Source organism: Desulfovermiculus halophilus DSM 18834 (assembly GCF_000620765.1).
GTDB classification, from domain to species: Bacteria; Desulfobacterota; Desulfovibrionia; order Desulfovibrionales; family Desulfothermaceae; genus Desulfovermiculus; species Desulfovermiculus halophilus.
Window position 1 is genome coordinate 229941 of sequence record NZ_KK211185.1, and the last position, 18370, is coordinate 248310.

Annotated in this window: 18 protein-coding genes; 11 read left to right on the forward strand and 7 right to left on the reverse strand. The window is 56.9% G+C overall.

All coding sequences use genetic code 11. The features are described 5' to 3' along the window. The first annotated feature begins 121 nt into the window (after positions 1-121). Together N902_RS0115365 and ahcY are read left to right on the forward strand one after the other, a co-directional pair. Positions 122-1051 (forward strand): ArsR/SmtB family transcription factor, encoded by a 930-nt coding sequence (locus N902_RS0115365; protein ID WP_027371615.1) that lies wholly within the window; start codon positions 122-124, stop codon positions 1049-1051. A gap of 27 nt (positions 1052-1078) precedes the next feature. After that, complete coding sequence (gene ahcY, locus N902_RS0115370) at positions 1079-2341, forward strand: adenosylhomocysteinase (protein ID WP_027371616.1); 1263 nt, start codon at positions 1079-1081, stop codon at positions 2339-2341. A gap of 135 nt (positions 2342-2476) precedes the next feature. On the opposite strand, the gene N902_RS0115375 is transcribed toward ahcY, so the two are convergent. From N902_RS0115375 to N902_RS18385, 5 genes are all read right to left on the reverse strand, one after another. Continuing rightward, positions 2477-3274, reverse strand: a complete 798-nt coding sequence (locus tag N902_RS0115375) for a metal ABC transporter permease (protein ID WP_027371617.1) — start codon at positions 3272-3274, stop codon at positions 2477-2479. Beyond that, positions 3267-4049, reverse strand: coding sequence for a metal ABC transporter ATP-binding protein (locus N902_RS0115380; protein ID WP_034623248.1), 783 nt, complete (start codon positions 4047-4049; stop codon positions 3267-3269). Before N902_RS0115380 ends, N902_RS0115375 begins: the two co-directional genes overlap by 8 nt. A gap of 23 nt (positions 4050-4072) precedes the next feature. Then, positions 4073-4960, reverse strand: coding sequence for a metal ABC transporter solute-binding protein, Zn/Mn family (locus N902_RS0115385; RefSeq protein ID WP_027371619.1), 888 nt, complete (start codon positions 4958-4960; stop codon positions 4073-4075). 2 nt (positions 4961-4962) lie between these two features. After that, a complete protein-coding gene (gene amrA / locus N902_RS0115390) occupies positions 4963-5550 on the reverse strand; it encodes an AmmeMemoRadiSam system protein A (RefSeq protein ID WP_027371620.1) in 588 nt (195 codons plus the stop codon). A 105-nt stretch (positions 5551-5655) separates the two neighbouring features. Next, positions 5656-6093, reverse strand: a complete 438-nt coding sequence (locus tag N902_RS18385; protein ID WP_161635204.1) for a YkgJ family cysteine cluster protein — start codon at positions 6091-6093, stop codon at positions 5656-5658. 250 nt (positions 6094-6343) lie between these two features. Between N902_RS18385 and N902_RS0115400 the strand changes: the two genes are divergently transcribed. Both N902_RS0115400 and N902_RS18985 read left to right on the forward strand, forming a co-directional pair. Next, positions 6344-7516 (forward strand): MFS transporter, encoded by a 1173-nt coding sequence (locus N902_RS0115400; RefSeq protein ID WP_027371621.1) that lies wholly within the window; start codon positions 6344-6346, stop codon positions 7514-7516. Between the two features lie 34 nt (positions 7517-7550). Then, positions 7551-8315, forward strand: coding sequence for a hypothetical protein (locus N902_RS18985; protein WP_153304260.1), 765 nt, complete (start codon positions 7551-7553; stop codon positions 8313-8315). Here the strand turns inward: N902_RS18985 and N902_RS0115410 are convergent. Then, entirely contained in the window at positions 8302-8940 is a 639-nt protein-coding gene (locus N902_RS0115410) for a cytochrome b/b6 domain-containing protein (RefSeq protein WP_027371622.1), read from the reverse strand. The two genes, N902_RS18985 and N902_RS0115410, sit on opposite strands and share 14 nt — an antisense overlap. A 69-nt stretch (positions 8941-9009) precedes the next feature. Next, a complete protein-coding gene (locus N902_RS18395) occupies positions 9010-10656 on the reverse strand; it encodes a tetrathionate reductase family octaheme c-type cytochrome (RefSeq protein ID WP_153304267.1) in 1647 nt (548 codons plus the stop codon). Positions 10657-11144: 488 nt separating this feature from the next. Between N902_RS18395 and N902_RS0115420 the strand changes: the two genes are divergently transcribed. The 7 genes from N902_RS0115420 to N902_RS0115450 all read left to right on the forward strand — a co-directional run bounded on the left by N902_RS0115420 (position 11145) and on the right by N902_RS0115450 (position 17986). Further along, positions 11145-11705 (forward strand): 4Fe-4S dicluster domain-containing protein, encoded by a 561-nt coding sequence (locus tag N902_RS0115420; RefSeq protein ID WP_027371623.1) that lies wholly within the window; start codon positions 11145-11147, stop codon positions 11703-11705. Further along, on the forward strand, positions 11702-12598 hold the full coding sequence (locus N902_RS0115425) for a CoB--CoM heterodisulfide reductase iron-sulfur subunit B family protein (RefSeq protein ID WP_027371624.1): 897 nt from the start codon (positions 11702-11704) through the stop codon (positions 12596-12598). The genes N902_RS0115420 and N902_RS0115425 overlap by 4 nt, the downstream gene beginning before the upstream one ends. Before the next feature lie 74 nt (positions 12599-12672). After that, a complete protein-coding gene (locus N902_RS0115430) occupies positions 12673-14658 on the forward strand; it encodes a CoB--CoM heterodisulfide reductase iron-sulfur subunit A family protein (RefSeq protein ID WP_027371625.1) in 1986 nt (661 codons plus the stop codon). Then, positions 14622-15080 carry a hydrogenase iron-sulfur subunit gene (locus N902_RS0115435; protein WP_027371626.1) on the forward strand — a complete coding sequence of 153 codons (459 nt, stop codon included), beginning with the start codon at positions 14622-14624 and terminating at the stop codon, positions 15078-15080. Before N902_RS0115430 ends, N902_RS0115435 begins: the two co-directional genes overlap by 37 nt. Positions 15081-15157: 77 nt before the next feature. Beyond that, the gene (locus tag N902_RS0115440; protein ID WP_027371627.1) at positions 15158-16117 is read left to right on the forward strand and encodes a 4Fe-4S dicluster domain-containing protein; all 960 of its coding nucleotides are present in this window, start codon (positions 15158-15160) and stop codon (positions 16115-16117) included. Beyond that, positions 16117-17184: a 4Fe-4S dicluster domain-containing protein gene (locus N902_RS0115445; protein WP_027371628.1), complete on the forward strand. Its 1068-nt coding sequence runs from the start codon at positions 16117-16119 to the stop codon at positions 17182-17184. The genes N902_RS0115440 and N902_RS0115445 overlap by 1 nt, the downstream gene beginning before the upstream one ends. Further along, positions 17162-17986 (forward strand): FAD/NAD(P)-binding protein, encoded by an 825-nt coding sequence (locus N902_RS0115450; protein ID WP_027371629.1) that lies wholly within the window; start codon positions 17162-17164, stop codon positions 17984-17986. The genes N902_RS0115445 and N902_RS0115450 overlap by 23 nt, the downstream gene beginning before the upstream one ends. The last annotated feature ends 384 nt before the right edge of the window (positions 17987-18370 follow it).

Below are 18370 nucleotides of genomic sequence, written 5' to 3' on the forward strand. Positions count from 1 at the left end.
CGCAGGCAGCCCCCTTCCTGGACTCTCCCCCCTGATTGAGCTCGCTCTTGACAAGAAGGTGCGGGTTGTGTATCAATACATCTGTCCGAACGGATATCAACATATCTCGATATAAAAATTTATGGATAAGATTAAGATTTTTAAAGCCCTGGCGGATGAGACCCGATACAGGCTCTTCGTGCTCCTTTTGCACCATGAGTTCAATGTAAATGAGCTGGTCCAGGTCTTGAACATGGGGCAGTCCAGGATATCCAGGCACCTGAAGATCCTTACCGAAAGCGGGATCCTCGGCTCCAGGCGCAACGGGAGTTTTGTCTATTACCACGCAGTGATCAACGATGAAAACAAGTCCTTGATCGACTATGTGCGCCAGGGCCTGGAGAACGACCCAGGGTTGAACCAAGACCTGCAGAGGGCCGAGGCTATTTATGCGGAGCGCAAGAATCGGACAGCCAGGTTTTTTCAGGAGATCGCTCCGGACTGGGACGATCTCAAGCATGAGATTTTGGGTTCTGTGGATCTCAATGCCTTGATTGTCCGGGAGATCGCCTCCGGAGAGGTGGCAGTCGACCTGGGATGCGGGACCGGTGAGCTGGCCCGGGTCCTGGAGGAGAGGGCGACCAAGGTCATCGGCATCGACAGCTCGCCCAGGATGCTGGATCAGGCCAGGAAACGATTTGCCTCCAACGGGCAGAATGTTGAGCTGCGACTTGGCGAGCTGGAGCATGTGCCCCTGGGGGATGAAACAGCGGATACCGCCGTGGTGAGCATGACCTTGCATGCCCTTTCGGTGCCGGCCGTAGGTATCCGGGAAGCAGGGCGGGTGCTGAAGAAGGGCGGACGGCTGGTGGTGGTTGATTTCGACAAGCACGACAACCCTGAGATCCGGGATCGTTTTGGAGGTCCCTGGATGGGGCTGGCCACGGCCGAGGTCAGACAGTGGCTGGAAGATGCCGGTTTCAATCTCCAGCGCACAGAACAGATTGCAGTCAAGCATGGGCTCTGCATCAATATGTTTGTTGCAGATAAAGATCCATATACGTCACGTTGAGAACCTGTAATGTGAAGGAGCCATACAATGGACAAAGGAAGTACGTACGAAGTGAAAGACATGGGTTTGGTCACCCAGGGCAAGAATAATCTGGAACTGGCAGAGCTGCACATGGGCGCTCTCCTCGAGGTCCGGGAACGGTTTGCCCGGGAAAAGCCCCTGAAAGGGGTGCGGGTGGGCCTGGCTCTGCATGTGACCAAGGAAACAGCAATTCTGGTCCGCACCTTGAAGGCCGGCGGGGCTGATGTGGCCATTACCGGCTGCAATCCCCTGTCCACTCAGGACGACGTTGCCGCTGCTCTGGCTGAGGAAGGGGTCAAGGTCTGGGCCTATAAGGGCGAAAACACGGAAGATTATTATCGGTATATCGAAAACGTGATCGCGTTTAAGCCTCAGATCACCATTGATGACGGGTGTGACCTGGTTTCCGAGATCCATAAGAAGCACGCCCATCTCATTCCGGATATTATCTGCGGGTGTGAAGAGACCACCACCGGCATCATCCGACTCAAGGCCATGGAAAAAGACAATGCCTTGAAATATCCGATGATCGCGGTAAACGACAATAAGACCAAGCACTTGGTGGATAATTATTACGGGACCGGCCAGTCCACCATCGACGGCATCACCCGGGCGACCAATCTGCTCTGGGCCGGCAAGACAGTGGTGGTCAACGGCTACGGCAGTTGCGGACGGGGCGTGGCCCAGAAGGCCGAAGGCATGGGAGCCAACGTGGTCATAACTGAAGTGGACAACTTCCGGGCCCTGCAGGCCGCATATGACGGTTTCCGGGTTATGCCCATGAACCAGGCCGCCCGGATCGGGGATGTCTTCTGCTCAGTGACCGGCAATAAGCACGTGATCAGCTTTGAGCATATGAAGCTGATGAAGCATGGGGCCATGATGGCCAATTCCGGTCACTTCGACAACGAGATCGAGCTGTCCACCCTGGGTGAGAAGGCGGAGTCCAGGCGCAATGTGCGGCCGTTCATGGAAGAGTATGTTTTGGACGGCAAGAAGCTCTTTGTGCTGGGCGAGGGGAGGCTGGTGAATCTGGCCGCCGCCGAGGGACATCCCAGCGAAGTCATGTCCACTTCATTCTGTGGTCAGGCCCTGTCCTGCGAGTACGGGGTAAAGAACAAGGGCAAGATGGAGGCCAAGGTTCTGCAGCTGCCCACCGAGATCGATGATCAGATCGCCGGGCTGCAGCTCAAGGCCATGGGTATATCCGTTGACAGCCTCACGGCTGAGCAGAATGACTACCTCAACTCCTGGGAAGAAGGTACGTAAACAGAGGTCAGTGATCAGAGGTCAGAATTCAGTACAAACTGATAGTCATAAGTATAGATTGTATTGCATATAAACGGAAAGCGATTGTTCGTTGACAAAAAAGGCCCCGACTTGTCGGGGCTTTTTTTCATGTTTTCAGCGTGGAGCCAGAAGATGCACGCTGAAAAAGGCCAGGGAGGCGACGAGGATGATGCTCGGGCCTGCTGATACGTCCAGAGCAACGGATAGAGCGAGTCCCAGGCCGGCGAAGATGAGATTTAAGATCAAGGAAATACCCATCATGCGCAGGGGAGAGGGGCTGAACCGTTCGGCGATGAACGGTGATATGCTCATCAGGGCGATGACCAGAATCAGGCCCACGACCTGGATGACGATAACCACGGAGAAACCGATCAAGAGCATGAGCAAAAGGTGAAGGAAGGCAACCGGGATGCCGCGGACTCTGGCGAACTCCGGATCAAAGGACAGGGCCAGAAAGTCATGGTACAGATAGCCGACCGAACTCAGAATAAGTACCGTCAGGCCGGACATGAGCCAGATATCGCTGTTCTGAACGGCCATGATGCTGCCGAAAAGATAGCTCATCAGATCCACGTGATAGCCAGGGGTCAGGTCCAGAAGGATCACGCCCAGGGCCATTCCCAGGGCCCAGAGGACGCCGATCATTGTGTCCGCTCTGTATCTGGCCTTCAGACTGACCCAGGCCATGACCATGGAGGCAAGCACGGAAACCAGGGTGATCCCCAGCAGGGGAGCGAAGCCGAAGTAGACGGCCAGTCCGACCCCGCCGTAGGCAGTGTGCGCGATGCCGCCGGAAATGAAAACTATGCGGTTTATAACCACGAAGGTGCCGATGATTGCACACACGATTCCAGCCAGGCATGCGGCTAAAATGGCGTTGTGCATGAAGTGCATATGCAAAAGATCAAGCATTGGAATCCGACTCGTGGGAGGCCAGGACCCGGTGCGGGACCGGACCGTGGGTTATGAGTTCCACCGGGCAGTGGTATGCGGCGGAGAGCATCTCTGAGGTGATTTCCGGGCGGTCGTGAAAGTGAACATCTTTGCTCACACAGACCACGGACTTGATATGGCTGGAAAGGACCATCAGGTCGTGACTGACGACCAGAATGGTCACCCTGGTGTTCAATTCTTGGAGGAAATCGAAAAACTGGCTTTGACCTTGAGTATCCACGTTGGCAACAGGTTCGTCCAGGAGGAGGAGTCTGGGCTGGGTGACCAAGGCCCTGGCCAGCATGATCCGTTGCCGCTGCCCCCCGGAGAGATCGCTGATCTGTTTGTGGGCCAGGCCGTCTGCCCCGGTCTGACGCATGGCCTCCCGTGCCCGTTCCCGGTCCGCATTGGAGAATCGGCGCCATCCGCCGCATCCCCGCATGCATCCCATGAGGACGGCTTGTTCCGCCCGCATGGGCACGCTGGGATTGATCTCCGAGTCCTGGGGCACATAGCCGATGTCCGGGGCAGCTTCTTTCGGGGGGCGTCCAAAGATATGGATGCTGCCCTGGCTGGGTGTGAGCAGGCCGAGAATGAGCTTGACCAGGGTTGTCTTTCCCCCGCCGTTGGGGCCGATGACAGCCACAAAGTCCCGCTCCTGGATCTGGAGATTGACGTTTTCCAAGACCAGGGAGCGGTGGTAGGCGAAGGAGACATCGCGGATGTCGATGACTGGGGGGCTGCTGGGCGTCATGGAGGCTTTCTGCATTACACAGCTCACTTGTCTAAGACCCGGCGCAGAGTCCGGGCCTGTTCCCGTAGATTGGCAGCCCAGTCCCGAGCCAGAGGGTCGGCGACAATGACCTCGGCACCAATCTCCCGGGCAATGGTTCGAGCGCTCTTGGCCGAGAATTGGGGCTGAACAAATATGGCCTGAATGTTTTTTCTGCGGGCAAAGGTTATGAGCTTTGCCAGCTGGGAGGGTTTGGGGGTCTTGCCTTCCAGCTCCACGGCGACCTGGTGCAGATTGTACGTTCTGGCGAAATAGCCCCAGGCCGGGTGAAAGACCAGGAAAGACCGTCCGGACACAGGAGCCAGCGTGGATTGCAGATCCTGGTGCAGGGCGTCAATATCCTGCAAAAGTTCAGAGAGATGCGCTGTATACGTCGGTGTGTTCTGGGGATCGACCCGGGCCAAACCGCGGCAGACATTTTCAGCTATCTTCCGGGCAAGCTGGGGGGAAAGCCAGACATGGGGGTCTTTGCCGCCCTTATGATCTCCTCCGGCCACCTCCTGCTGGGTGGAGGTAAAGCTGTATGTGGAGGGCAGGTTCTTCTTGGGGATAGCTTTATCCGTGTGCTCTATGTGCAGGTCGGGATTCGCCGAGCGAATGCGCTCCAGCCATGCCCGCTCAAAGGGGACTCCGGCTGCAAAATAGATTTGAGACTCGGTGAGCTGGGAGAGCTGACTGGGCTTGGGCTCATACACGGCCGGATTGGACCCGGGGTGCACCATGACATTGACATCCACCCTCGATCCCCCAATGGCCTGGACAAAGTAGGCAAGAGGCGGGATGCTGACAAAGGCGTTGATTTGCGCTGCATAAAGCCCGGGGGCCCAGCAGATGACCGCCAGGATGGGCAACAGGGAAAGAATTCGGGCCATTGCTACTGTCCTTTTTCCGCAAAGGATTGAACTTGGTAGGTAAAAATCTGCAGATCCCCGTCTTTCCAGGCAGTTGATGGTAAGCCTGCCTTGAGACACAAATTGCTCAAGAAGGCATCAGGCTCTGGGAGCTGTTCCCAGACCTGGGGCAGAAAAGTGGACTGGGCCGTGCCTTTCTGCAGGATGACTCCGTCCTTTCCCGGCCGCAGCTTGCGGACCAGATCGTCTGTCGATGCATAGTCCAGAGGCTGCGGGGTGGTCAGTACGCTGATTTCAATATCCACATCCGTAAGCTCCCCTTTGGTCAGCGGAGGGAAGCGGGGATCCCGAAAGGCGGCGTTGCGAGCATTGCTGCGGATATTGTCCCGCAGTGGCTCGGATCCGACCAGACTGCCGATGCAGCCCCGCAGATTGCCGTGCAGGTGAAGGGTGACAAATGTCCCCAAATTCTGATCAAAGACCGGATCCCGCAAGCGTTGATCCAACTTGGCCGGCAAGCGGTCCTGATCACCGTCAAGTTCTTGAATCAATGTGGTCCGGGCCAGATCCAGCAGAGTCTGTCCCTGTTCCTGGGTCAATGTCTCCGGCATGGAGGATCACCTCCTTCGTGTTGTGTATTCAGCGATGCGTACAAGGTTCACGAACTTTGAGCCGAGGGGCATCACCCTGCGGAATCTGTCCCGGAGCCGCAGGGTCTACACCGGGGACCATTCCAGAACGTCCAGGATCTCATCCCGGCTATACAGCCGGCCGCAGCCGATTCCCGGGCATTCCCGCGCCGTCTGTTTCCAAGCATAGGCGCTGCGCATTGCCTTGGTCCAGAAAGGATAGCTGCGGCATTGGGCCGGGCGGACCGGATAAATGGAACACCCCCCGCGGTAGAACAGGCACGAGCCGTCCGAATCCTCTTGTATGCTGTAGCTGTCTTTGAAGGGATACAGGGCCCGTGCGCAGAGTTCTTGGACGGAACAGTGCAGAAACTCGGCGATAGCTTTGATTTCCGGACCGGAAACATATACCGTTCCCGAGTCGCCTGTACAGCATTGTCCGCACTGACGGCAGGTGAACCTGACTCCAGAATCAAAAAAGTAGGTCATCCGGTCGCTGACAGCAACGGCTTGTCTTTCGGGCATAAACCTGTCCTCAGGCTCCAAGCAGCATCCAACCAGGGGCACCGGTTTGGTGCCGACCTGGTGCGAATTATGCTCACTCTCCATCAGATGAGTCTGATCCGGCCGGGAGCAGGCTCACCTGTCATTACCCTGTGCCCGATCCCGGCTGATGCAAAGCCGATTCTCCTGCCCCCAATAATAATCAGAATGATTAAAATGGCAAATCGAGGGCATATGGAAAGCTCGGCAGTACTGTTTTCAGGTGCGAGGTATGTTTTTTCTCATTCTCGGTTTCGGCATTCATTTTCTGCGACACGGGATGATCTTTCCCCTGATCCCTTTGTACGTCCAGTCCCTTGGGGCCGGGGAGTCCATGGTCGGTGTGGTTGTGGCCTGCTTCCACATCCTGGCCATGGTCCTGGCCATCCCCCTGGGCAGCCTGATGGAACGGTTCGGCTTGCAAACCATGCTGGCCGCCGGTGCGGTGTGCAATGTGCTCTATGCCGTCCTGCTTTTGGTTGCAACCTCCCTGTGGATCGTGATGCTGGCCCAGGTTATCGGCGGACTGGGCTTCTTGCTCCTGGTGGTGGCCACCCAGACCCATATCGGCTCCCTCCGGGAAAACCGCTTTCGGGAAAGGCGGTTCGGGATCATCACCCTGGTTTCGGCCGTAGGCCAGACCCTGGGACCGGCCCTGGGAGGTGTTGTCTTTTCCTGGGCCGGCTATAGCGGAGCTTTCTGGGCTGCCCTGGGGCTTTCCATGGTGGGTGCAGTCTCTGTGGCCTGCCTGGGACCGGATATATTCCGGGGACAGACCCGGAGAAGCAGTGGCGGTGGACGGCAGATAATGGCCCTGCTGCGGAACACGCATCTGGTATGCACGTTGTTTTTCACCTTCAGCGTGATCGTGGTCGTGAGCCTCAGGGGATCCTTCCTCCCTCTTCTGCTTCAGCAGAAAGGCATCTCCGAAGGTCAGATAGGGGTGCTGCTTTCCTGTTTCGCCCTGGCCATGACCGTGATCCGGGTTGGGGTAGGCCGGATCCTGGGCAGGACCAGCAGGCTGAATGTGCTGATTGGAACCTTGTCCTGCATTATCGTTGGCGCGGGAACCCTGCCCCTTCTTGATTCGTCCGTTTCTCTGTCCTTTTTCCTGGCCCTCTTCGGGCTCGGCTTCGGTCTTTCCCAGCCCCTGTCCATGGTCATGATCTCCGATGTCAGCGGATCCGGGCTGGCCATGGGGGTCCGCTTTTTTACCATCACGTCAGCCAATTTTCTGAGTTCTTTGACAATGGGCTGGATAGCCGAGTACTTTAGCCTGTCGGCCGTGTTCTATCTCGGGGCCGGGTTCCTGGCTGTCATGGGCCTGTGGATCTCCTGGACCCTGGCCTCGCAAGGCGCAAACCGTGAGACTGAAGAGGATGACGATGTTCAGCACAGGGCTTAAAGCTCTCGACGCCCATTTCCACGCAGACATTCTCATGTCCCAAGTGCCGGGCTTTGTGCCGGCATATCAAAGGCTGGGGCTGGGGGGCATCTCCTGGTCCTATGCCCACGCAATCGATACCTGGCGGGATTATCCGGGCTATTGGGATCATCTGGCCGGTGTATGTGCGGACCTTACCGGGCGCGGCCTGCCCTGCGCCTATCTGGTGGGGATTCATCCCCGGTGCATCCCAAAGGATCTGAGCGCGGACACGGCCCTGCCCGCGGAGTTGGAACAAGCCATGGTCCGGCATCTCAATCAGCCCGGATGCCGGGGGCTTGGAGAGCTCGGCCTGGAAACAGGCTGTGCACTGGAAGGAGCCGTTCTGAATCGGCAGCTGGATCTTGCATGCCGCCATCTTCCGCAGGGGAAAAAGATCGGGCTCCATACCCCCAGGCAGAACAAGCTGGACATAACCAGGCTCATAATCCGCACTCTGAGTTCCTATCCGGCGCTCAAGGACGCTTTTCTCCTGGACCATCTGGACGCCTCGACTCTGCCCCTGGCCCGGGATGCGGGATATATGCTGGGCATGACTCTGCAGCCGGGCAAGTCCGGGATAGATGAGGTCCAAGCCATGCTTGACCGCGAGCCGCGGATTGAAGACCGGCTGATTGTGAACAGCGATGGGGCCAAAGACCTGTCCCAGCCCTTTCTGGATGGAGTCCGACAGGGGCTTCCCGAAAGCAACCGGGCCTGGCACAAGGTCTTTTTGGCAAATGCCAGGGAGTTCTGGGGTGTGCCCATCAGTGCTGCTTGACTTCCCAGTCCTGCACTGTATCCACCTCCGTGACCTCCTCCTCGCCGGTGAACATGGCCTTGATGTGGGCGAAAGCCGTGTGCCCGGTGGTGGTCATATAGGTATGCACGATGAGGAAGGCCAGGAAGGCGAATCCACCTGCCGTGTGCAGGTAGGCGACCGTGGACAGCCGCCAGCTCAGCCCGAGATCCGGCCAGAGATTGTAGTAATAGTACAAAAAGCCGGTAATGATCTGAAAAGGGACCAGGACAGTGACGATGCCCAGGTAGGTCAACCGCTGCAAAGGATTGTGCTTGGCTCCCTTGGTCTTGGGCACCGGATGCGGCTTGCCCTGGAAGATGCCTACCGCGTAGTACCAGACGACCTGAAACAGCTTTTTGAAGGTCGGGATATATTGCTTCCATTCTGATGTGGTCAGCATCCAAAAGATGATGAAGATATACAGAACCAGCCATGCCCAGGCGCACATATTGTGCACAGTGTACGCGGATTCAAAGCCCATCAGGGTGTATACGGAATGGATTTCAAACCCGGTTAGCAGCAAGGCGATGATCAACAGGGCCTGGGCCCAATGCCAAAAGCGTTCAAAGCGGGTATACAGATATATGGTCTGGCCTGTCTGCATCGGATCCTCCTGAGCAGAAGTGGGCACGCATCGTGCGCTGAATAAGTATGGACGTTCCAGTTGCAAAGCCTAAGTGCGCATGCGGGCGCTGATTATCCGGACCAGGGCATGAATCCCCACCCCAAGGACAGAACCAGCAACAACCAGCCAGCCAACGATGTCCAGCAGCCCGCTTGCGTCCCGGCCGGGCATGTAGAACCCGCCCAGTGCGCTCATTCTCCCGTTTGGGGCATGGCAGGACCCGCAGCTGAGGGAGTCTTCCTGTGGGGCCACCATGTGGGTGATCGGAAAATAGTATTTGGTTTCGATGAAATCGTATTCCCCGCTGAACTCCAGGTCCATGTAGTCCATCCCGGCCTGGATCGCTGAAGGCCAATGGAAGTTTTTCCAATATGCGTCGGATTCCTTGGATCCAAACAGGTGCACATTGACCAGGGTGTTCAGCTCGGTGTCGTACGGCTGTTTACCCCTGTGGATCTTAAAAGGATAGATCAGAGACCTGGGATCGTCCTTCCCGCCTAAAGGATGGTTGATCTCCAGCGGTTCCTGGTCGGGGTCTATTGTATCTGTGATCAAATGGTATTCCATCCGCCCATTGAACCAGGCATAGTCCGGAGGGACATCCTTGGCCCAGCGGAAGGATCCTTTTTTCCCGTGATATACTGCTTTTCCATAGGGGCCCTTCTCCACAACCGGCTTGCCCTTCTCGTTCAGCCGTCCGGCAGTGGACCAGTCCCACCACATCTTGGTCGGGTTCTCGCGGGCAAAAGAGGGGATATGGCAGGTCTGACAGGCCACCCGGTCAGTGTGGTCGTTGGCTTTGTGCCCGCTCTTATGTGGGGTTGTGGTATGGCAGGAAACGCATGAGATACGGTGGACCTGGTCGTCTTCGATCAGGCTGGTGCGCTCTTCAAAGGCCGGAATCTTGTAGCAGCGGCCCGCGATGCGGTGGCCGACGGTGGTGTGGCAGCGAACGCACTGGAAGTCTCCGCCTTCAGGAGACATGTGCACGTCCAGCTCCCGGCTGGGATTGAGAAGTGAAGAATCCAGATCCCCATGCTTCACTCCGTCCCCTCCGCCCCCGTAGAAGTGGCAGGCCCCGCAGTTTTCCCGGTCCGGCAGGCTGACGGATTGGGCGGCAGCATTCCAGTCCGGGGGATAATACATCTTTCCTCCGAATTCTCGGGGTTCATCAACCGGGTGACCGGCGCCTGTGGGGAACTTTTCATATGTCCCGGTTTGTTCGTGGCAGACAAGACAATCTATGTTCTGCTCAGACGAAAAATCAAAGGACTTGTCCTTCCAGCCGTAGCCGGCGTGACAGGAAGTGCAACGAGCCTCGTTGCTCTGGATGAACATTCAGAAATTGTTCATGGTCAGGCCGTTTTTGCCCATTATTTCATTCGGATCGGCTGGACAGATCCAGGTCCAATGGATTGTGTTCTGAACCTGTTCACCGGCTTCGTTGTGGCAGGAAAGGCAGGCTTTTGTAACCTCCGGCCCGGAGGCGAAGTCCTGCTGCAGGACCTCGAACGTGGAATGCTCGGCTGTAATCCAGTGTTCAGCCTGCTTGGACGCTTTTCTGGCTTCAGCCGCTCCGTAGTCCGGGTCGGATTCGGACTGGACAGCCGCCCACCCGGGGGCACTTCCGGAAAGGATGATCCATGCTGCACAGCAAATCCCCAGCAACAGGATCCATAACCGTGCATGCTCCATGGTTTGAGTCACAATGCGCATTCCCCCTCCTAGACGATTTCCGGTTCTTCGACGTAGCCTGTGGTTTTTTGGAGTTTGCCATCTCTTATGTATGCAATTCCACTTTCTGTGTCGAAGAGCCCGATTTCCTATTCAATCCATGCTCCACAAGGGCTACCATAAGCGTATGCCAGGACCGGTCTGCGGTCAATTCTTTTCCTCCGGGACAAGTCCCGCAGCCTGGATATTTGATGTTGAAATCTGCCACAAGCAAAAGATGTGCCGTAGAAATAGCCCGGGATGCAGGAATCCATCCCAGGCGGGAAGGAAATAAAACCTCGATGTTTATAAAGGGTTTACAACATGTGTTAACGCTTGACCCTTACAAGGGAGCGCACAAACACACACGCCCACTTGACAAGTGATTCGCAGGACAGTATTGCTCATCTACTCTTACACATTGAGATGACAGGCATTCTAGTGAAAATATTTAGCAAAGTGTGGTGAGTATGGAATGTATACGCCTGGATTCCAGCATAAATTCCGGGTTTATAGATCAGGTCGCCCGGGAGAGCGAGCAGGACCCGTACTTGTGCTATCAGTGCGGAAACTGTACTGCCGGATGCCCGAACAACTTTGTCTATGACATCCCGGTGCATCGGATAATGCGCCTTCTTCAAGCCGGACAGAAGGAGACGATACTCGGCTCTCATTCCATCTGGCTGTGCGCAACCTGTGAATCCTGCACTACTCGCTGCCCGAACAATATTGATGTAGCCAGAATCATGGATGTCCTGCGGCATATGGCCAGGCGGGAAGGGTATGTGACCGAAAAGCGGGTCAAGCAGTTCAATGACAGCTTCCTGCATTCTGTGCAGAAGCATGGACGGGTCTTTGAGCTCGGGACCGTCATGCGTTTTGTCGCCCGGACCGGCCGCTTCTGGACTGATGTCGAACTCGGACCCAAGGTCCTGGCCAGAGGCAAAATGGCCACCCGGGCCCATAATATTCAGGGCAAAGAGCAGGTGTCCAAGATCATCAACCGATTTCTGGGAGATGAAAGAAAATGAGCTCAGAGTTGACCTATGCATATTACCCCGGGTGTTCGGGCTTGAGCACCTCCTTGGATTATGAGCGATCAACCCGGGCTGTTTGCTCGGCCCTGGGCATGACCCTCAAGGATATTCCCGATTGGAGCTGTTGCGGATCAACTCCGGCCCATACCGTCGATCACGTCCTGTCCGCCGCATTGTCGGCCCGCAATCTGGCCCTGGCCGAGTCCATGGGGGTGCAGTCCGTGCTCACTCCATGTCCGAGCTGCCTGACAAACTTGAAGGTTGCCGGGCATCGGATGGAGAAAGATGATTTCAAAAAAGAAGTGAACGCCCTCTTGGATCATCCATGCGCCAACTCGCTGACCACCAAGTCCGTGCTCCAGGCCCTGGTCCAGGATGTGGGGATGGACAAGATCGCGGAGAGGGTGCGCAAGCCCTTAAAAGGCATAAAGGTCGCCCCTTATTACGGATGCCTGATGAATCGTCCTCCGGAGGTCATGGATTTTGACGATCCGGAAAACCCTGTGTCCATGGACCGGATCTTACAGGCCCTGGGCGCAGACGTCCTGGATTTCCCTCTGAAGGTCGAGTGTTGCGGCGGTTCGTTTGGAGTGGCCAGAAAAGATGTCGTGGTGCATTTGTCCGGAAAGCTGCTCGGCCTGGCCCGGGACATGGGAGCGGATGCTGTGGTCACTGCCTGTCCGTTGTGCCAGATGAATCTTGATCTGCGCCAATCCCAGATCAATGCCCACTTAAAGGAAACATTCAATCTGCCGGTTTTTTATTACACCCAGCTTGCGGGGGTGGCCCTGGGCCTGGATCCTGACCATCTTTTGCTCAAAAAGCTGGTGGTCAAGCCATGGAAGGTTCTACACAAGATTCAGGAGCCGGAAGCCGCAGCTGTCTAAGGCTGGGGCCGGAAACCGAGGTACGGATCAGCCCGGAGCGTGGGCTGAGATCTCAACATGAGGAGTAGGACTCGATGCGACTCGGCGTATTTATATGTCATTGCGGAAGCAATATCGCCGGTACGGTGGATGTGGCTCAGGTGGCGGAGCGAGCCAAGTCCTTCCCGGATGTGGTGTATTCCACGGATACCTTGTACGCCTGTTCCGAGCCGGGGCAGGAGGGTATCGTGCAGGCCATTCAGGACTACAATCTGGACGGCGTGGTGGTCGCTTCCTGCACCCCCCGGATGCATGAGCCCACCTTTCGGCGGGCCGTGGAACGGGGCGGTCTGAACCGCTACAAGTTCGAAATGGCCAATATCCGGGAGCATGTCTCCTGGGTCAGCAAGGACCAAGAGGCGAATACAGCCAAGGCAGCGGATCTGGTGCACATGGCTGTGGAAAAGCTCCGCCAGGACCGGGCCCTGTTTCCCAAGACCTTTGATATCAATAAGCGGGTCATGGTTATCGGCGGTGGAGTGGCCGGGATCCAGGCCGCCCTGGATTGCGCCGAAGGCGGGCTGGAAGTGATTCTGGTGGAAAAGACCACCAGCATCGGCGGCAAGATGGCCAAGCTGGACAAGACGTTTCCCACGGTGGACTGTTCCTCCTGCATCCTGGGGCCGAAGATGGTCGATGTGTCCATGCATCCGAACATCACCCTGTACGCCTACTCAGAGGTGGAGGAAGTTGGCGGATATGTGGGGAACTTCGAGGTCTCGGTGCGTAAAAAGGCAACCTATGTGGACTGGGACAAGTGCACTGGCTGCGGGTTGTGCATGGAAAAATGCCCGAGCAAGAAATCATATGACGCCTTCAATGAGGGCATCGCGCCGACCACGGCCATCAACATCCCCTTTCCTCAGGCCATCCCCAAGCGGGCGGCCATCAATCCCGACTACTGCCGGCAGTTCATCAAGGGCAAGTGCGGGGTGTGTGAGAAGGTCTGCCCCACGAAGGCCATAAACTACGACATGCAGGACGAGGTGGTCAGCGAAAAGGTGGGGGCCATTGTCGTGGCCACCGGCTATGACCTGTTTGATCACTCCAAGTACACGGAGTACGGCGGCGGCCGCTACAAGGACGTCATCACCTCCATGCAGTATGAGCGCCTGCTCAACGCATCCGGCCCCACGAGCGGACACATCAAGAGGCCTTCGGACGGCAAGGAGCCTCAGAACGTGGTCTTTGTCCAGTGCGTGGGTTCCAGGGACAAATCTGTGGACCGGCCCTATTGTTCCGGCTTTTGCTGCATGTACACCGCCAAGCAGACCATATTGACCAAAGACCACCTGCCGGACTCGCAGTCGTATGTCTTTTACATGGACATCAGGGCCCCGGGCAAGCAATACGACGAATTCACCCGCCGGGCCATGGAAGAATACGGAGCCAGGTATATCCGGGGCCGGGTTTCCCAGATCTATCCCCACGGAGACTCCCTGATCGTTCGGGGCGTGGACACCCTGATGGGCACCCAGGTGGAGGTCGAAGCCGACCTGGTGGTCCTGGCAGTGGGTGCGGAATGCTCGTCTGGGGCCGGGGAGCTGGCCGAGACCTTGCGCATCTCCTATGACGCCTACGGCTTCTACATGGAGAGTCATCCCAAGCTCAAGCCGGTTGAGACCAATACCGCCGGCATATATCTGGCCGGGTGCTGCCAGGGGCCCAAGGACATCCCTTCCTCTGTCGGCCAGGGGTCGGCCGCCGCCTCCAAGATCCTGGCCCTGTTTTCCAGGGATCAGCTTGAATCGGATCCTCAAGTGGCTCAGGTGAATCAGGCCCGGTGCGTGGGCTGCGGCAAATGCATTTCCACCTGTCCATTCGGGGCCATTCAAGAGATACAGGACAGAGGCGGAAATCCCAAAGCCGAGGTTATCGAGACCATCTGTCAGGGCTGCGGGCTGTGTTCTGTGACCTGTCCCCAAAAAGCTATTCAACTGCAGCACTTTACAGACAATCAGATCCTTGCGGAGGTCAACGCGCTATGTCAGCCCATGATGGAAGAGAGCTTCGAATCATAGGATTCTTGTGCAACTGGTGCTCTTACGGCGGGGCGGACACTGCAGGCGTAGCCCGTCTCAGCCAGCCGACGGATTTGCGGATTGTCCGCTTGCCGTGTACCGGACGAATGGATCCCCTGTTCATGTTTAAATCCCTTTTCACCGGTGCGGACGGGGTCCTGGTTTCCGGGTGTCACCCCAGGGACTGCCATTATTCCGAAGGCAATTTCTACGCCCGGCGGAGGCTGGAGCTGGCCAAAAGGCTTTTGCCGCTTCTGGGATTTGATCAGCGCAGGTTTGAATACACCTGGGTTTCGGCCTCGGAGGGCCAACGCTGGCAGACAGTGGTCACCAAGTTCACGGATCAAATCCATGAACTCGGTCCAGCCCCAAAAGTGGGCCTTAGCCCCGAGACCGCGGCCAGGATGGCAGAGGCCGGGTAAAAGTATTCGGGCCGGCGGGGATAGGATGCTGGAGGCAGAGCCATCCGGTGTCGAAGAGCCATATTTGAGGAGGCATATTGAGCATGCTCGAAGAGCTGAAGACGAAGATAAAGGATGAGCTTCCAAACCTGGATTGGGTCATCGGATGGAAGCAGGGGTTTGATCCTCTTCAGGCCACGCCGCATTTCATGCGCACCGAACAGGATGTGGATCAGCTGATCTACAATCCTCTCTGTGCCCAGAATCTGGCCACGTTCTTGCCTGGCATGAAGGACAAAAAAGTCGGAATCCTGGTTAAGGGATGCGACAGCCGGACGATTGTCGAGCTGCTTCAGGAAAACCTGATCACCCGGGAAAATCTGGTCATTTTCGGACTGCCCTGCTCCGGAGCGGTGGATGTGTCCAAGGTGCGCAAGGAGATTGACTCTCCGGGCCGGATTACCGAGGTGACCTTCGACGGCGGACACATCCGGATAAGCACAAAACAAGGGTCATCGTCCCTGGCACTTGCGGATGTGCTTTTGCCCAAGTGCCGGACCAATCCCTACGCAATGCCGGTTATTGCCGATCATGTATTTGGTCAGGAAGAAAAGGCCGGTCCCTGCGGGCAGGGTGAGTCTCCGGCCCTGGAGGCCTTGGAGGCCATGTCCCTTGAGCAGCGGTTCGACTACTGGCAATACCACATGGATCGCTGCATCCGCTGCTATGCCTGCCGGAACGCATGCCCCATGTGCGTCTGCCGCGATCACTGCATCGCGGATACCCGGGATCCGCATTGGCTGAGCCAGGAGACGGATGTGCAGCAAAAATGGATGTTCCAGCTCATCCATGTCATGCATCTGGCCGGAAGGTGTACGGAATGCGGGGAATGCGAGCGGGCCTGCCCCATGGACATTCCCATCTTGAGCCTGCGTCAGAAGCTGAACCGGGAGATCAAGGACCTCTTTGACTATGAAGCAGGTGTGGATCCGGAAGCAGTCCCTCCGCTGCTGACCTTCAAGGTTGAAGAGGCCAATATCAACGAGAGAGGATGGTAATGGCGGCAAAGACCTTTTTGACCCATGACGATATCCCCACCTGGCTGGACACATTGCGCGACGCCGCACGGGTGCTGGTTCCGACCGATGTGGACGGAACAGTGAAGTTCGAGGCCTACGATTCCGAAAGGGAAATAATCCTTAAGGCCCAGGCCACTGCTCCGCCCAAGGAAGCGGTGTTTCCCCAGACCGAGACCCTGTTGCGGTATCGGTATTACAAGGATCCGGAGCACCCGGAGACCCAGTCTGTTGACCTCAAGGAAGACCTGCCTGAGGACAAGGTGGTGGTTTTTGGGGCCCGACCCTGCGGCACACGAGGATTTGTGATTTACGACCGGGTTTTTGCCACCGATGCAATCACGGATCCCTACTATAAGGCCAGGCGGGACAATACAGCATTTATCACCATTGCCTGCGACACAGCGGAGCATACCTGCTTCTGCCATTGGGTGGGCAGCCATCCGGCGGACAGCGAAGGATCGGACGTGGTGCTCCACCCGGTGCAGGACGGTTACGTGGCCCACGCGGTAACCGAGAAGGGTGAACAGCTTTTGGAGCAGGCCGGGGGGCAGAAGGCATCTTCTGACCAGGAAAAAGAGGCCCAGGCTGTTCAGGACCGGGTCATGGAGGAGCTGGGGGAAGCGCCGGATCTTTCCGGCGTTCCGGCCAGCCTGCTGCAGATCTTCGACAACCTGGATTTCTGGAACGATGTATCGGCCAAATGCATCAGCTGCGGGGCCTGTACCTACTTGTGCCCCACCTGCTATTGCTTCAACATCACCGACGAATCCTATGGATTGTCCGGCAAGCGGATACGGACCTGGGACAACTGCATGTCCTATCTCTTTACCCTGGAAGGCAGCGGGCACAATCCGCGGATGACCAAAGCTCACCGTCTTCGGAACAGAGTGGGGCACAAGTTCAGTTACTATCCGGAGCTGCACGGGGGAGTGTTCGCCTGTTGCGGCTGCGGACGGTGCATCAAGCATTGCCCAATGGCAGTGGATATCCGGGAAATCATCCTGCGCGCCAAGGAGACAGCTGATGAACAATCCGTATCTGCCTGATATAGCGACCATCAAGGAGATTATTCAGGAGACCCCGAATATTAAGACATTCCGGGTGGTTCTTAACGACCAGTCGCGGATGGAGGAGTTTTCATTCAAACCCGGTCAAGTGGGCCAGCTCTCGGTTTTTGGAGTGGGCGAGTCCACCTTTGTCATCAACTCCCCCCCGACCAGGACGGAACATTTGCAGTTCAGCGCCATGCAGGTGGGTGAGGTGACCACCCGTCTGCATTCCCTGCAGGAGGGGGACCAGATCGGAGTCCGGGCTCCCCTGGGCAATTCCTTCCCCATCGAGTCCATGAAGGGCAAGGACATCCTTATTGTCGGAGGCGGAATCGGGATGGCTCCTTTGCGGACCCTGATGCTGACCATGCTCGACAAACGGGACGAGTTCGGGGACATCACTGTGATCTATGGGGCCAGGTCGCCGCAGGATCTGTGCTATACATACGAGTTTGATCAGTGGCAGTCCCAGGGGGCGAACCTGGTGCTCACCGTGGACCGGGAGTTCCCCGACTGGGACGGTCGGGTGGGGTTTGTCCCCGCTGTGCTGACCGAAGAGGCGCCGAGCCCAAAGAACAAAGTGGCCATCACCTGCGGGCCGCCAATCATGATCAAGTTTGTGCTCAAGGGGCTCAAGGATCTGGGCTTTGAGGACGAACAGATCATCACCACCCTGGAAAAGCGGATGAAGTGCGGGGTTGGTCTATGCGGCCGCTGCAATATCGGCACCCATTATGTCTGCGTCGATGGACCGGTGTTTACCTATGCCCAGCTCAAGGCCCTGCCTTCGGAGCTGTAGAAATTTTTCAGTTTTGGCGCGCCAAAACTGAAAAATTTGTCATGAATATTATGGCTCCCTCGCTCTGCGTGGGAGCTTTTTCGACCTCTCCCGCGGTCTTTTATGGACACCAGAGCATCCAAAGCGGTTTCCACGCAGCGCGTGGAAGGATAAGTGGAACTGCATCTATCAGAGTTTGCCGTCTCTTCTGTGTGCCGTGAACGGCAGGCCCGCACATTTTCTTGGTCCCGCCAAAAGGGGGAAACCCGGCACTCACGTGTATGATACGCTCACTCAAACAGAAAGTAGAGAACTGCACGTGAGTAGCCGGGAGGGGGCAGGGATCCCCCTTTGGCGGGGCTTAGAAAATACCGGGCCGAAAGTGGGCACACAGAAGAGATGGCA

Bases quoted from the DNA above. Each gene is read 5' to 3' on its own strand.
- N902_RS0115365 (WP_027371615.1), top strand. From the start codon at position 122: ATGGATAAGATTAAGATTTTTAAAGCCCTGGCGGATGAGACCCGATAC.
- ahcY (WP_027371616.1), top strand. From the start codon at position 1,079: ATGGACAAAGGAAGTACGTACGAAGTGAAAGACATGGGTTTGGTCACC.
- N902_RS0115375 (WP_027371617.1), bottom strand. From the start codon at position 3,274: ATGCTTGATCTTTTGCATATGCACTTCATGCACAACGCCATTTTAGCC.
- N902_RS0115380 (WP_034623248.1), bottom strand. From the start codon at position 4,049: ATGACGCCCAGCAGCCCCCCAGTCATCGACATCCGCGATGTCTCCTTC.
- N902_RS0115385 (WP_027371619.1), bottom strand. From the start codon at position 4,960: ATGGCCCGAATTCTTTCCCTGTTGCCCATCCTGGCGGTCATCTGCTGG.
- amrA (WP_027371620.1), bottom strand. From the start codon at position 5,550: ATGCCGGAGACATTGACCCAGGAACAGGGACAGACTCTGCTGGATCTG.
- N902_RS18385 (WP_161635204.1), bottom strand. From the start codon at position 6,093: ATGCCCGAAAGACAAGCCGTTGCTGTCAGCGACCGGATGACCTACTTT.
- N902_RS0115400 (WP_027371621.1), top strand. From the start codon at position 6,344: ATGTTTTTTCTCATTCTCGGTTTCGGCATTCATTTTCTGCGACACGGG.
- N902_RS18985 (WP_153304260.1), top strand. From the start codon at position 7,551: ATGTCCCAAGTGCCGGGCTTTGTGCCGGCATATCAAAGGCTGGGGCTG.
- N902_RS0115410 (WP_027371622.1), bottom strand. From the start codon at position 8,940: ATGCAGACAGGCCAGACCATATATCTGTATACCCGCTTTGAACGCTTT.
- N902_RS0115420 (WP_027371623.1), top strand. From the start codon at position 11,145: ATGGAATGTATACGCCTGGATTCCAGCATAAATTCCGGGTTTATAGAT.
- N902_RS0115425 (WP_027371624.1), top strand. From the start codon at position 11,702: ATGAGCTCAGAGTTGACCTATGCATATTACCCCGGGTGTTCGGGCTTG.
- N902_RS0115430 (WP_027371625.1), top strand. From the start codon at position 12,673: ATGCGACTCGGCGTATTTATATGTCATTGCGGAAGCAATATCGCCGGT.
- N902_RS0115435 (WP_027371626.1), top strand. From the start codon at position 14,622: ATGTCAGCCCATGATGGAAGAGAGCTTCGAATCATAGGATTCTTGTGC.
- N902_RS0115445 (WP_027371628.1), top strand. From the start codon at position 16,117: ATGGCGGCAAAGACCTTTTTGACCCATGACGATATCCCCACCTGGCTG.
- N902_RS0115450 (WP_027371629.1), top strand. From the start codon at position 17,162: ATGAACAATCCGTATCTGCCTGATATAGCGACCATCAAGGAGATTATT.